The organism is Aerosakkonema sp. BLCC-F183, assembly GCF_041929145.1.
Taxonomy (GTDB): Bacteria; Cyanobacteriota; Cyanobacteriia; order Cyanobacteriales; family Aerosakkonemataceae; genus Aerosakkonema.
The window spans coordinates 340,259-354,243 of record NZ_JBHFNU010000102.1 but is presented as its reverse complement, the minus strand read 5'-3'; the positions used below and the strand labels follow the sequence as shown (position 1 = coordinate 354,243).

The following is a 13,985-nucleotide window of genomic DNA, read 5'->3' as shown; positions in this document are numbered from 1 at the left end:
TGTCAGTTGTCAGTTGTCAGTTGTCAGTTGTCAGTTGTCAGTTGTCAGTTGTCAGTTGTCAGTTGTCAGTTGTCAGTTGTCAGTTGTCAGTTGTCAGTTGTCAGTTGTCAGTTGTCAGTTGTCAGTTGTCAGTTGTTTTTTTGGGAGTATTGCCGATAGAGTTGAGGTAAGCATTTAGCTTAGGTGACAATTCATCAACAATTGGAATAAACTTATGTATTTGCTCATCTGTTAAAAGTTTGCGAGTGTAAGCTCGTCTTAACCAATGTCTTGTTTCATACAAAGAGGCTCGTGCTATCCTTACAAAACGTCGATTGTCCTGAAAGTTATACCGACCGCTTTCTTCTGCGATATTAGCACCGATGCTGTCTGCTGCACGAACAATTTGTTTGCCGATCGTATACTTAGCAAATTTATCCCATTTGTTGACTATTGTCCAAATCTCATCTGCTAGCTTCTCAGACAACTTGTAAACGTGCAGGTTTTGAAAATTCGGTTTTGTCATTTGTTTTACCAATATCCACTAACAACTAACAACTGACCACTGACCATTACCTAATTGGCGAGTACCCAAGTATCTTTCGATCCGCCACCTTGGGATGAATTTACTACTAAAGAACCTTTTTTGAGGGCAACGCGAGTTAAACCGCCTGGGTGTACGTAGATATCTTTGCCGTAGAGAATATAAGGACGTAAATCTACATGACATCCTTCAAAACAATCGTCTACTATTGTGGGAACTCGCGATAGGCAAAGGGTAGGTTGGGCAATATAATTGCGCGGATTGGCTTGAATTAATTGGGCAAATTCCGATCGTTTTTCCGGTGTGGCGTGCGGGCCAACTAACATACCGTAGCCGCCGGATTCGTTGGCGCATTTTACCACAAGTTTGTCTAAATTGGCAAGAACATAGTTTAATTGTTTCTCTTCCCAGCACAGGTAAGTGGGAACGTTTTGCAAAATGGCATCTTCGCCAAGGTAGTAGCGAATCATTTGGGGAACGTAGGCGTAGATGACTTTATCGTCGGCGACTCCCGTTCCCAAGGCGTTGGCGATCGCCACCCGACGATTGCGGTAAACTTCAGTTAAACCCGGTACGCCCAACATCGAATCGGAGCGAAATACTTGCGGGTCGATAAAGTCGTCATCGATGCGACGATAGATAGCATCAACTCGTTGCAATCCTTTGGTGGTACGCATTTGCAGGTAGCCATCCGCCACTACCAAATCTCTGCCTTCCACCAGTTCGACTCCCATTTGCTGGGCGAGAAAAGAATGCTCGAAGTACGCAGAATTGTAGATGCCGGGGGTAAGAACTACTACAGTCGGGTCTGTTAAATTGGTAGGTGCTAGATTGAGCAGAGTTTCGAGCAAATGGCTGGGGTAGTCGTCCACGGGTCGAATTGCCATTGTCTCGAATAGTTTGGGGAAGGACGACTTCATCACCCGGCGGTTTTCCAAGACGTAGGAGATACCGGAAGGACAGCGAAGATTATCTTCCAAAACGTACCACTGACCGTCTTTGTCTCGCACTAAATCCGTGCCGGTGATATGACACCAAATTCCTCCGGGAGGTTTTAATCCGATGCAAGGTTGCAGAAATCCTTTGGCGGAAGCAATTAATTCCGCAGGGATAACGCCATCCTTGATAATTTTTTGAGCGTCGTAGATATCTGCGATAAAGCAATTCAGGGCGTAGATGCGCTGCTTGAGTCCTTTTTCCAGTACCTCCCATTCTTGCGCCGAAACAATGCGGGGAATGACATCAAAGGGAAAGATACGTTCCGCACCGCGATTATCGCCGTAGACGTTGAAAGTCGCTCCCAGCTTGAAGAGGGCTGATTGGGCGACTTGCTGGCGGTGCAGAAGTTCCTCTGCTGGTAGGGAATTAATCCTTTCGATTAAAAGGCTCGCCTCTGGGCGGGGTTGCTCTTTGGCGATAAAGAGTTCATCATAGAAGTCTCCTGGTTCGTAAGTATCAAATCGCATATGGGGTATTGGTGATAAGTGAAAAGGCTTAGTAAAAAGGTAATTGGCGATCGAATTTTTTGCTATCCCGATTTATGACGCTGACTGCTGACGAGTTACAGACCAATGGCGATCGCTCATCATTTCAGCCTAAAGTGTGATGCGCCACCTGTAAATAGGAATAACCAAGTAAACTGTAGGTTGGGTTGAGGTAACGAAACCCAACATATATATTAAGTTTCTTATTTGTAACTCGACTGCCTCATGACACTGACGCAAGTTTGGGGTGTACTGCTGATTTTGATTATCTGTCCGCTGTTGGGGGGACTGCCCCTGACAGGATGGATAGTCTACGCACTGAAGCGGCGAAAGCTGCGAGACATCGGCACTGGAAATATCGGCGTGCAAGCAGCATTTTACCACGGGGGAACTCTGGCGGGTATTCTAGCTGTGCTGTCGGAAGCGGGAAAAGGTATCGCAGCTGTAATGTTGGCGCGTGCTTTCTTTGCGCCAGGGGACTCGGTGTGGGAAATGCTGACGCGAGGGCTATTTCACCCTGCACAAGTTATATCGCCATCCGCGACGTGGGAATTAATCGCTCTGCTTGCTTTGGTCATGGGGCGATACTGGATGGGAAAAGGAGCCGGTACAACTAATGTAGTGTGGGGCTTTGTTTTCCACGATGTCCGGGTGGCGGGATTGGTGTTTTTGATTGGGGGAATCAGCTTTACAATTTTGCGGGAGCGGAGTGCGGGAAGGATAGCAGTGTTAATCCTGTTTCCGCTGATGTTGGCATTATTGCATCCCCACGAGTACGATCGCATTTTTGTGGCGATATCGCTGGCGATGTTAATCGGCTGGATATATAAAAAGATACCCGACGATCTCGATCTTCGCCCAGAAGCAGGACAGGCGGATTCTGAAAAAATGTTTCGCTTTTTTCGCGGCGACAAAGCTATGATTTCTCTCGACCAACAGCTAGATGCGTCTAAAGTCGGACAAAAAGCTGCCACTCTATCTCAATTAAAACACTGGGGTTACTCGGTGCCGGATGGATGGGTATTGCCGCCGGGAGACGACCCCGTACCTTTGATAGAATCTTTGCAGCCTTCTCCCACATCGCCTTTGGTGGTGCGTTCTTCTGCAATTGGGGAAGATTCCGAACTTGCTTCTGCGGCTGGACAGTATGAAACTATTTTAAATGTTACCAGTCGAGAAGCTCTGCAACAGGCAATTCTGCGCTGTCAAGCTTCTTACAATTTACCGAGTGCGGTTGATTATCGCCAACAGCGATATCTTCCAGAAGCGAGTATGGCGGTGGTAATTCAAAAACAAGTTTCTGGTGCGTTTTCTGGAGTTGCGTTCAGCCGCGATCCTATTTTAGGACATGGTGATGCGGTGGCGATCGAAGCTTTACCCGGAGCTGCTTCGCGAGTAGTTTCCGGTAAAGTCACGCCAGAACAATATCGCGTTATTGTCAAAAATCAGGAAAATCTCCAACTTCCCTCCTCTCCCACTCCAAACTTAGAAGTAGTTGTGGAAGGCGAAGGAGATGTTCCCCAAAAGTTAATTCGACAAGTGGCAATTCTGGCGCGAGAATTGGAAAATCGCTATCACGGTATCCCGCAAGATATCGAGTGGAGTTACGATGGCGAAACATTGTGGATTTTGCAATCGCGTCCCATTACTAATTTATGGCCGATTTGGACGCGCAAAATTGCCGCCGAAGTGATTCCAGGATTGATTCGCCCACTCACTTGGTCGATTAATCGCCCTCTGACTTGTGGCGTTTGGGGAGAAATTTTTACCTTAGTTTTAGATAAACGGGTGCGTGGTTTGGATTTCAACGAAACGGCGACATTGCATTACTCTCGCGCTTATTTTAATGCTACTTTGTTAGGACAAATTTTTCGCCGAATGGGATTACCTGCGGAAAGTTTGGAATTTTTGACTAGAGGTGCTAAATTTAGCAAACCACCTTGGCGTTCCACTTGGCAAAATGTACCGGGATTACTCCGCCTATTGCGTCGCGAATTGCGTTTGGAAAAAGATTTTCAACGAGATTATCGACGACATTTTGCCCCGGCTTTAGCGGAATTGCGCCAAAGTCGGCCAGAAATAGGACGCGCTGCGACTCTCCCCCACTCCGACCCGCAAGCAATCCTAGAAAGAATCGACTTCATCCTCAATTTACTCAAGCGTGCGACATTTTACAGTATTTTGGCACCTTTGAGTTTGGCATTGCGGCAGGCAATCCTAAAGGTTAAAGATGGCGAATTGGATGCCGGTCAGACGCCGGAAGTTGCGAGTTTGCGAAGTCTGCGGGAACTTGCAAATGCTGCTCGTCATCTGCTATCCCCATCGCAATTAAACAATCTGGAAAGCGATCGAGATTTTGCGCCTACCCTGTTTGCCAGATTAGCGGAAATTCCGGATGGTGAGTCAATTTTACAACAATTTGACGAATTTTTAGATAACTACGGCTATCTCAGCGATGTGGGAACAGATATTGCCGTTCCTACATGGAAAGAAGACCCCAGTCCAGTTCGGGAATTGTTTGCACAGTTCGTTTTTAATCCTCCTTCGATCGCAGAAAATTCCGATTTGCAACAACGTTCTGCTACTCAAAAATCGCAACGCAAAAGACAAAGTTCTCTACAGCGTCGTTTGGATCTCAAAGGTAGGGTGACGGAAGTTTACAGCAAGTTGCTGGCAGAACTGCGCTGGAACTTTATCGCGCTAGAGCAAATCTGGTTAAATACAGGTGTGCTTAAGCAAGCTGGCGATCTCTTTTTTGTGGAATTATCGGAAATTCGCCGCTTTATCGCTGAGGGAAATCAAACAATCGCCGAGGAATTGGCGCAGTTGGTACTACAGAGGCGATCGCAACTCGAACAAGACCGACAATTAGAAACAGTACCGCCCGTGGTGTACGGCAATGCACCGCCAGCTGCTATGCTCAGAATTGGCGTCAGCGAAGCCAGCCAACAACTGCAAGGAATAGCCGCCAGTCCCGGACAAGTCGAGGGTCGCGTGAAAGTGTTGCGGAATTTGCAAGCGCTGGGAGAAGTTGACAAAAATACCATCCTCGTGGTAGAATACACAGATTCTGGCTGGGCTCCCCTGTTAGCCCGTGCGGGTGGATTGATTGCAGAAGTGGGTGGGCGTTTATCGCACGGTGCGATCGTCGCTCGCGAGTATAACATTCCCGCAGTCATGGATATTCACAATGCCACTCGTCTGCTGCGAAACGGACAGCAAGTGCGAATTGATGGAACTAGGGGAACAGTCGAAATACTTTAATAACCCAACTTGCATAAAGGTATGTTGTTGCGCTTCAGCGCTCTGATTAACAACTTACCCAATCGCAACATCAATTATACGAAAAAAACGGTAATTTGATACTATTTGTTGGTAACAATCAATTGACGAACTATTTGTAAGAAAAGTGGAATCAAGCTAGAGATGCGCGGATATAAAACTTGGAAACGTTGGGGAATTTTTGCTCTGTTGGGGTTGTTGGTAAGCTGGGCAGTTAGTTGCAGCAGTGGCAATGTGGTAAGTAGACAAGCTACAAGTGGCGATCGACAGGAGGTTGAGTTCTGGACGATGCAGTTGCAGCCGCAATTTACAGATTACTTCAATAAGTTGATTGCTAGTTTTGAGGCGAAAAATCCGGGTGTGAAGGTGCGTTGGGTAGATGTACCTTGGTCGGCGATGGAAACTAAAATTCTGACGGCGGTTTCGGCGAAGACTGCTCCGGATGTGGTAAACTTGAATCCAGATTTTGCTTCTCAGTTGGCTGCTCGCAATGCTTGGCTGGATTTGGATAGTAAGATTTCCAGTCAGGAACGGGAAGTTTATTTGCCGAATATTTGGAAGGCTAGCACGTTCGACGGGAAGAGTTTTGGTATTCCTTGGTATTTGGCGACAGATATTACTATTTACAATCAAGATTTGTTTAAACAAGCTGGTATTACCAAGCCGCCGGCTAGTTACGAAGAGTTGGCAAAGGTAGCTAAACAGGTGAAGGATAAGACTGGTAAGTATGCGTTTTTTGTAACTTTTGTACCGGGAGATTCGGCGGAGGTGCTGGAATCTTTTGTGCAGATGGGTGTGCAGCTGGTGGATGCAGAAGGTAAGGCGGCGTTTAATACACCGGAAGGTAAGGCGGCATTTCAATATTGGGTAGATTTATATAAAAATGGTTTGTTACCGAAAGAAGCTTTGACGCAAGGACACAGGCGTGCGATCGAACTTTACCAGTCTGGGGAAACGGCTTTGCTGCGATCGGGTGCCCAGTTTTTGAGTACGATCGCAAAAAATGCACCTGCGATCGCGCAAGTTTCTGTTGCTGCACCCCAAATTACTGGAAAAACTGGTAAAAAAAGCGTGGCGGTAATGAATTTGGCGATTCCCCGCAATACAGACCTTCCTGATGCGGCGCTTAAGTTTGCTTTGTTTGTGACTGACGATGAAAATCAGTTGGCTTTTGCTAAAGCTGCTAATACTTTGCCTTCCACGGTGAAGGCGCTGCAAGATAATTATTTCAAAACTGTTCCGCGTCATGCTACGTCTGCGGATAAGGCGCGTGTTGTCAGCGCCAATCAAATGAAGCAGGCGGAAGTTTTGCTGCCGGCGATGAAGGATGTGAATGTGCTGCAAACGTTAATTTACGATAATTTGCAGGCGGCGATGTTGGGTGAGAAATCGGTGGAACAAGCTGTGGCGGATGCAGCGAAGGGGTGGAACGATCGATAAGTGTTAAGCATTTAATAGACCTCTCCAGAAAATGATAAGAAAGGCAGGCAGGATGCCTATCCCACAACAATTTTTGGAGAGAGTTAAACTCCCTTAAAACCAAGCCCAGTTTCGGCTTGTCTGACAGCATTCAAATGCGTCATGCGGGTGGCGATTAAAGTTCTCCGCCTAATTCCCATCTGACTTAAAAGTAAACCGCAGACGATCGCGCTGATGGCAATAGAGTCGCCTAGAGTCAGTTTTTCATTCAAAATCAAGTAAGCTGCGATAACGCCCGCAATCGGACTAAAAGAATTTGCTAAAGAAGCTTGAGATAAGTTAGAATTTTTTAATCCTTTAGACCAACAAAATTGGCCGATCGCTACGATTAGGGCACCGTAAACTAACATCCACTGCCATAAAAATGGTGAAAATGCCTCGGCAAAATGTGCGCTGCCATAAAGATACATAGCGAGACAAAAAAATGCTATTGTGGCTATTCCCATACGCATAATAGTCATAATTTCCGGAGCAATGCGAGTTAGGAAAGCTTTGCTAATAATATTTCCGCTCATTCCAGCACATATTCCTATCAAAGTTAAAAACTCACCCCTGCCAAAGCCAATTGTACTCCCCATCCCCATATTTTGCAATTGAAAACTGAGAATAGCGCCTATAAAGCAAATTAAAGCTCCTCCTATTTCCCAACGATCGAGCCGTTCTTTGAACAACCAAATTGATAACAGCAAAATCAGCAGAGGTTCAATTCTTCCGATTAAAATGACGTTAGTCACTCTGGTCAGAGTTAGCGCTTGAAAAATAAAACCGGGAGCCAGCGCTCCCGATAAAATAGCAACTGCGATCGTCGCTAGCCATTCTCGGCGGGAAATTTGCTTCAATAAGTCTAACTTTAAGTGGCGATAGTTGATGACAAGCAAAACAAGTAAAGCACAAATGTTGCTGACAAATAAAACATTACAAGGAGAAATGGGATTTCTGCCTGCTACTAGATGTTGCTCGCCGACTTCAGCTAGTTTACGCACAATTGAGTTGGATGCAGCAAACAAAATAACTGCTATCCACAAATAAGCTTGTCCGGGAATTCTCTTAATCAAGCTCATAGTTTTGCTTGTCAAAAAAAATCTTGATATTTATTCGTTTTTGAGTATGACAAAATTAGCTGAGAAAATGCTGAGAATTTAATAATTTATCCTTAACCTAAGATTCAGCGAACTCTCAGACATACTTCAGATCCTCCTCAGATAGACTGTTTATGCTTCAGATAGTTGGATGAATCAATCGAACTTCCAACTCTTAACAGAAAGTATTCAAGCATTTTTAAGTTGCTGTAGTTCATTTTTCCCACCAGGATATCAGCCATGAAACTAGCTCCCATCCTTGCAAGTATTACCCTCGTTGGTTTAGTCACCGTTACTGGTTACCCATTAAAAAATCTGAATCCTTCATTGTTTGAAGCATCAGCGCAAGAAATGAAAGATTCTACTGGTCTGAGCGCTCAACAAAAAATCGATATGCTGATTAAAAATAAAGGCCAGTTTGGTAGTGGCGACCAACTCCGCCGTTTCTTCTTTGGCGACCTAGAACCAATTGCCGTTCAACCCGGTGGTGCGGGTATGGTAGTTAATCTCTACAACAAAGCAAATGATGTGACGATCGCTTACTGCGCTACTTACGATGTCGTCGTTGCGGTCAGAAAAGGTCGAATTAACGCATTTATGGCTAGTGAAGTGAAGTAATTCTCACAGGTAGTAGGTGGTTGGGACTTGGCCATTAGTGATTTGTACCTACTACCTACTATTCACTTTTAAATCCACATTCACGACTGGGAGGTTTAGTATGGAATTGAAGGATGCGATCGCCCTTATCCATCCGGCGATCGCAATGATCGTTGTCTATCCCCTGATTGGCAATGTCATTAATTTAGCGTGGCAAGTCAGACAAAGGCGACTACAAAATGCCAGTGGGGGTAAAAGTAAAATTCCTCCTATCTCCGGACAGGAACATCTGAAGTTAGGTCGGTATCTGGCAATTTCAGTTGTAGGAATTACCTTAATTGCACTAGCTTATTCAATTTTTATCAAACATATATTGGCGAAGCAAACTTGGATCGATCGACCTTTACAAGTTGGCTTTATCGTTTTGATGTTTGTGGCAACCATAGCTGCTCTTTTTTTCCTACAAAAAGCTAGTAATAAATTGTGGCGAGGAGTTTTTGCGAGTCTAACAGGTGCGGGATTAGTAATTTTAGGATTTCAAGAAGGAGTTTTCAGGCGCGATAGTGAATGGTTTGTTTCCCATTACTATTATGGGATAATTGCTGCCCTACTCATGATTTTTTCTTTAGCGATCGTTCCCGAAATTTACCGAGATAAAACAAATCGCTGGCGAATTGTGCATACAGTGTTAAACTCGATTGCATTGGTTTTATTTTTAGGGCAGGCAATCACAGGGGCGCGGGATTTGTTAGAAATTCCATTAAGCTGGCAAGAACCTTATATTTATCAGTGCGATTTTGCGAACAAATCTTGTCCGGCGACGACGCCCCAGCAATAGTTCGCCAGTAATTTATAAAAAAAAGCTAAAAAAGGAGAGAAATAGTTTTCAATAGGGGTAATAAATAGCTAAGAAACTCGACAGATAAATAGACGATCGCTCTGTGCGAGTTTTCGTACCCCTAAACATTCACTATGACTCTACCTTCAGGAGATGACATCGCGTTAGGCAGTCCTCGTGCTTGGCAGCAGGCCCAGCGGATTCTGGAAGTTTTATCTTCTCTTAACTATCGCGCTGGCGAACTCGATCGCTACCTGCACGATATTGCCTCCGGCTTAAGTCAGCTACTTGGACTCGACTGGTCTGTTGTCACTCTATGTCAGGATGGCAAAGAAAAAGTAATGGCAAGCAGCTTGGATATGGGGGAAGGAGAGCATATTTATTCATTACACGGATTGCTGACCGAGACTGTAGTGCGAAGCGGACAAACACTAGCTGTAGAAGATGCTTTAGCTTGTCAAGAGTATGGCCAACCTCCAGAAGGATATGCCTCCTATTTGGGAGTTCCCCTTCGCACATCCTACGGGGAAGTTATCGGAACAATTTGCTCTTTTTGTGTGTTATCTCGTCGTTTTTTAGAAGAAGAAATGCGGGTGGCAGAGTTGTTTGCCGAACGAGCGGCAACGGCAATTAATGATTACAATCTCTATCAGCAGCAGCGACAATTTAATGAGGTTTTAGAAGCGGAAGTTGCCAAACGCACTGAGGAATTGCGAGCCACTCAAGCCAAATTAATCGAACAGGAAAGATTGGCAGCGATCGGAGAATTTGCGGCGACGATATTGCATGAAATTCGCAACCCAGTCACTACGATAATGATGGGCTTAAATTATTTTAAGAAAAAGTCTGTTACCGCGCCCGATCGGGAAAGAGTTTCTTTAGCAATTGATGAAGCTTATCGGCTGCAAAATTTATTGAGCGAAATTTTACATTATGCCAAACCTCAAGTCCTACAATTAGAAGAAATAGAGCTAAATTCGCTCATGCAAAAAATGCTCTCCGTTCTGAGGGAAATGCCTGAAGCAGTGGAACGGAAAATAGAGTTTATCCCGACATCAAGTGGAGTTACAATTATGGGAGATAAAGATAAACTGAAGCAGGTATTGATTAACTTGGTGCGGAATGGATGTGAAGCGATCGCACCCGGAGAAGCCGTTACCTGTGAAGTCGAACTAAGTAAAGATTTGAGACAAGCTTGCCTCCAAATTCGTAATGGTGGTACGATCGTCCCATCTCATATTTTACCGAAACTAACGCAACCATTCTGTTCTACAAAATCTGGAGGAACTGGGTTAGGACTGGCGATCGTCAAACGAATTGTAGATGCTCACAACGGCATATTTTCGATTAAGTCTGCTAAAGAAACGGGGACGATCGCTAGTATTTACATTCCTTTATTAATCAAAAATAAACTATGAATTTACAAAGCAATGGTAAAGCTAATTAATAAAGTTATAGAAATAATTAAAATAACCTGGAGAAATTACGATTCTCTCTTGTTCAGTATAACTATAAAAATATTGCTGATTGCGATTCCAGTTTTGGTGAGTATGGCAATCTGGACAAGCTGGAAAGTCGATCGCTTATTAATGACAACCTCTCAACAAACGGTAAATTTAGCAGCGACTCACTTTGCTAAAGACATGGAAGAAACTCACGAATTTACCGATTCGTTAGATACATTGCAAACAATGGTAGATCGGTGGTCATCTCCAACCATGTGGTTTTGGGTCAAGCAAGCAGACAGCAAAGTGATGGTACAGTCCAAACAGTTGAATTCAAAGCTGAAAAATATTCAACCTACTTTAATGTCTCTCCAGCTTTTACCGGCTCAATTTCGACGCTATCAAATGGCTGGATATCACTTGACGATCGCCAGCAAAGCACTGTCAGGAGGTAACCAGTTGTATATTGCACAAGATGTGACGGAATTACAATTAGACGCCACAGCAATTATCCGCAATTTGGCAATCGGGATCGGACTATTTTTACCCGCATTAATCATACTGACAGCTTATATCCTGGCACAATCGCTTCAGCCTTTTCGTCAATTCAACCAGCTACTCCAACGGGAAGTAGGAGAACTCACTGTTGTTGTTAACGATGCAAAAGAGCAACAAAAACATTTTGCCGATCGCATTTCTCACGAACTGCGTACACCGCTCAGTTTGGTTTACGGATACCTGCAAAGTTTGCTGCGTCGCGGTAACAATTTGACCGATTTTCAACGCCAAGCACTGCAAACAGCTACCCAAGAAGCCGAACGCATGGTACAAATTTTACAGAACTTACTCGATCGAGCAAGGGAAAATCAACCGCAAAACTACAAGCATCAGCCAGAACTAATGGAAAGTTTATCTTGTGCGAGTGGAGATAGAACCGCCATGACCCCAACTGCACACATTCTCTTAGTCGAAGATGAAATTAAGCTAGCTCGGTTTATTGAATTAGAATTGTGCAGCGAGGGGTATCGCGTCAGCGTGGCGCACGACGGTATGAGCGGTCTGATACTAGCACGAGAGACTTCACCCGATCTGCTGATTTTAGACTGGATGTTACCGGGACTGACGGGTGTTGAACTTTGTCGGCGTTTGCGAACAACAGGTATTAAAGCGCCAGCAATTTTGCTCACAGCAAGAGATGAAGTGAGCGATCGCGTTGCAGGTTTGGATGCGGGAGCTGATGATTATGTTGTGAAACCTTTCAGTATTGAAGAACTCCTCGCCAGAATTCGCGCTCATCTGCGTCGCACAAAGGAAGATAAAGATGGAACAGATTTGTTGCAATTTCAAGATATCAGCTTAAATCGCCGCACTCGCGAAGTATTGCGGGGTCAGCGCAGCATCGAACTAACAGTTAAAGAGTTTGATTTACTCGACTACCTCCTCAGTCATCCCCGTCAGGTACTCACTAAGGAGCAAATTTTAGAAAAAGTTTGGGGTTACGATTTCATGGGTGATTCCAATATTATTGAGGTTTATATCCGCTACCTACGCCTGAAGCTAGAAGAAGGTAATGAAAAACGTCTGATTCACACAGTTAGAGGTGTGGGTTATTGCTTGCGGGAGTAGAACGATCGAGACTTAAGAAATGACCGATTAAATAAAGAGAACCGCACAAAACAAGTAAACTGGGATCGGATGCGATCGCAGCTGCTAAACCAGAAACTAGATCGGGATGAATTTCGACTAAAGCTAATTCCGGACAGATATGACGAGCGAGAGTTGCTAAATCTTCTGGATGAGCAGAATTTGGGTCTGGAACTGGCACTAAAAATAATCGATCGGATGGTCGAAGTAAAGCTTTAAAGATATCGTCACAATCTTTGCTAGAGAGGATTCCCATCACCCAGGTGACAGATTTGGGATCGAGGGTATCGACATATTGACGGAGAACGATCGCAGCTGCGGGATTGTGAGCGCCATCTATTAATATGCGCTGATTTTTCCAACTTGTCCATTGCACTCTTCCCAGCCATTTAGTTTTAGCCATCCCAGAAACGATCGCATCCTGAGAAATTTGCCAACCTTGTTGTTGGAGGAGTTGGAGGGATGCGATCGCCAACGCGGAATTAGCCAGTTGGAAATCTCCCCACAAGGGTAACGGATATTGAATTCCTTGATATTCGGCCCATTTTTCCCCTAGTGTTGGTAATGCGATCGCAGGTTGTGGGAAAATCGCCGGACAACCTAATTCCTGAATGCGGTTTTTCACAACTGTTATTGCTTCTGGCGGTAACTGACCGATAACAGCAGGACATCCCGGTTTGAGGATACCCGCTTTTTCTCTGGCGATATCCGCTATAGTTGGGCCGAGAACTTGCCAATGCTCGCGACTAATAGAAGTGATTACTGTTACCAAGGGGGAACAAACATTAGTTGCATCCAGTCTTCCTCCCAATCCCACTTCAATTACTGCCACATCTACTTTTTGTTGCGCGAAATACAACCAAGCGGCGGCGGTGATAACTTCAAACTGGGTGGGAGATTCTGCATTTGGTTTAATGACAGATTGCACTTGGAGGAGTAATTGTTGTAATTCTTGAGAAGAAATTGGTTTTTCGTTGAGACAGATGCGTTCGTTCCAAGAGATTAAATGAGGAGAAATATATCGTCCGACGCGATAACCTGCTGCTGTTAATACGGAGGAGAGATACGCGCAAACCGAACCTTTGCCGTTAGTTCCCGCAACATGGATAATACGTACTTGGCGATCGGGGTTACCTAAGTCGGCTAGAAGTTGTTGAATCCGTTCTAATCCGAGATTAACCCCGAAGTGTTGGAATGCTTTGAGGATTTTATCGATGTTCGCGTTTTCAGGTGAAAGCACTTTGTTAGTTATGGCTGACTGCCGAGTTAAACTGACAAATTACTATATTATTATGTTTTTCGGTATCGGGTGTGAGAATCTATTTTTGTCCCAAATCATTTCATAAATTGGGTTTCTTCCCGTAGTTATAGCAAATTTTCGGATTTTTTAACCTAATAAATCCGGTTTCTCCGCCTGACTATGTGAATACTTGACAGATGGTCTGGGGTGCAGGGTATAGTTAATTTTCCTTACTCCCCAAACGCCACACACTCTCTGGCTAATTTCTTAGCCAAAAAGTGTGTGGCAAATTTACCCGTTTTGCTTACCACTCTAAGTGCGAAGCAGGGGCCATCTCTTGCTTGTCACTCACTTCTCTAATGATTTAGACTTGT

10 protein-coding genes and 1 pseudogene are annotated in these 13,985 nt (G+C 44.7%); 7 read left to right on the top strand and 4 right to left on the bottom strand.

Annotated elements, in window-relative coordinates:
- Window positions 1-121: 121 nt before the first annotated feature.
- Both ACE1CD_RS30500 and ACE1CD_RS30495 read right to left on the bottom strand, forming a co-directional pair.
- The gene (locus ACE1CD_RS30500; RefSeq protein WP_374800408.1) at window positions 122-505 is read right to left on the bottom strand and encodes a four helix bundle protein; all 384 of its coding nucleotides are present in this window, start codon (window positions 503-505) and stop codon (window positions 122-124) included.
- Between the two features lie 50 nt (window positions 506-555).
- The gene (locus ACE1CD_RS30495; protein WP_374800406.1) at window positions 556-1,989 is read right to left on the bottom strand and encodes a circularly permuted type 2 ATP-grasp protein; all 1,434 of its coding nucleotides are present in this window, start codon (window positions 1,987-1,989) and stop codon (window positions 556-558) included.
- 243 nt (window positions 1,990-2,232) lie between these two features.
- Between ACE1CD_RS30495 and ACE1CD_RS30490 the strand changes: the two genes are divergently transcribed.
- Window positions 2,233-5,271, top strand: coding sequence for a glycerol-3-phosphate acyltransferase (locus ACE1CD_RS30490; RefSeq protein WP_374827180.1), 3,039 nt, complete (start codon window positions 2,233-2,235; stop codon window positions 5,269-5,271).
- 162 nt (window positions 5,272-5,433) lie between these two features.
- A complete protein-coding gene (locus ACE1CD_RS30485; RefSeq protein WP_374827179.1) occupies window positions 5,434-6,729 on the top strand; it encodes an ABC transporter substrate-binding protein in 1,296 nt (431 codons plus the stop codon).
- Window positions 6,730-6,812: 83 nt separating this feature from the next.
- Here ACE1CD_RS30485 and ACE1CD_RS30480 read toward each other — a convergent pair whose 3' ends face one another.
- Window positions 6,813-7,829, bottom strand: a complete 1,017-nt coding sequence (locus tag ACE1CD_RS30480; RefSeq protein ID WP_374827178.1) for a DMT family transporter — start codon at window positions 7,827-7,829, stop codon at window positions 6,813-6,815.
- Between the two features lie 258 nt (window positions 7,830-8,087).
- Here ACE1CD_RS30480 and ACE1CD_RS30475 point away from each other — a divergent pair, with 258 nt between their 5' ends.
- The 5 genes and pseudogenes from ACE1CD_RS30475 to ACE1CD_RS30455 all read left to right on the top strand — a co-directional run bounded on the left by ACE1CD_RS30475 (window position 8,088) and on the right by ACE1CD_RS30455 (window position 12,353).
- Window positions 8,088-8,465, top strand: a complete 378-nt coding sequence (locus ACE1CD_RS30475; protein WP_374827177.1) for a hypothetical protein — start codon at window positions 8,088-8,090, stop codon at window positions 8,463-8,465.
- 100 nt (window positions 8,466-8,565) lie between these two features.
- Window positions 8,566-9,282: a DUF4079 domain-containing protein gene (locus ACE1CD_RS30470; RefSeq protein ID WP_374827176.1), complete on the top strand. Its 717-nt coding sequence runs from the start codon at window positions 8,566-8,568 to the stop codon at window positions 9,280-9,282.
- Between the two features lie 134 nt (window positions 9,283-9,416).
- Complete coding sequence (locus ACE1CD_RS30465; RefSeq protein ID WP_374800394.1) at window positions 9,417-10,700, top strand: ATP-binding protein; 1,284 nt, start codon at window positions 9,417-9,419, stop codon at window positions 10,698-10,700.
- A gap of 12 nt (window positions 10,701-10,712) precedes the next feature.
- Window positions 10,713-11,582: pseudogene (locus ACE1CD_RS30460) on the top strand (histidine kinase dimerization/phospho-acceptor domain-containing protein); the annotation flags it as partial.
- Window positions 11,583-11,666: 84 nt separating this feature from the next.
- Complete coding sequence (locus ACE1CD_RS30455) at window positions 11,667-12,353, top strand: response regulator transcription factor (RefSeq protein WP_374800429.1); 687 nt, start codon at window positions 11,667-11,669, stop codon at window positions 12,351-12,353.
- Here the strand turns inward: ACE1CD_RS30455 and ACE1CD_RS30450 are convergent.
- Complete coding sequence (locus tag ACE1CD_RS30450; RefSeq protein WP_374827175.1) at window positions 12,322-13,611, bottom strand: bifunctional folylpolyglutamate synthase/dihydrofolate synthase; 1,290 nt, start codon at window positions 13,609-13,611, stop codon at window positions 12,322-12,324. The genes ACE1CD_RS30455 and ACE1CD_RS30450 overlap by 32 nt on opposite strands.
- Window positions 13,612-13,985: the final 374 nt, after the last annotated feature.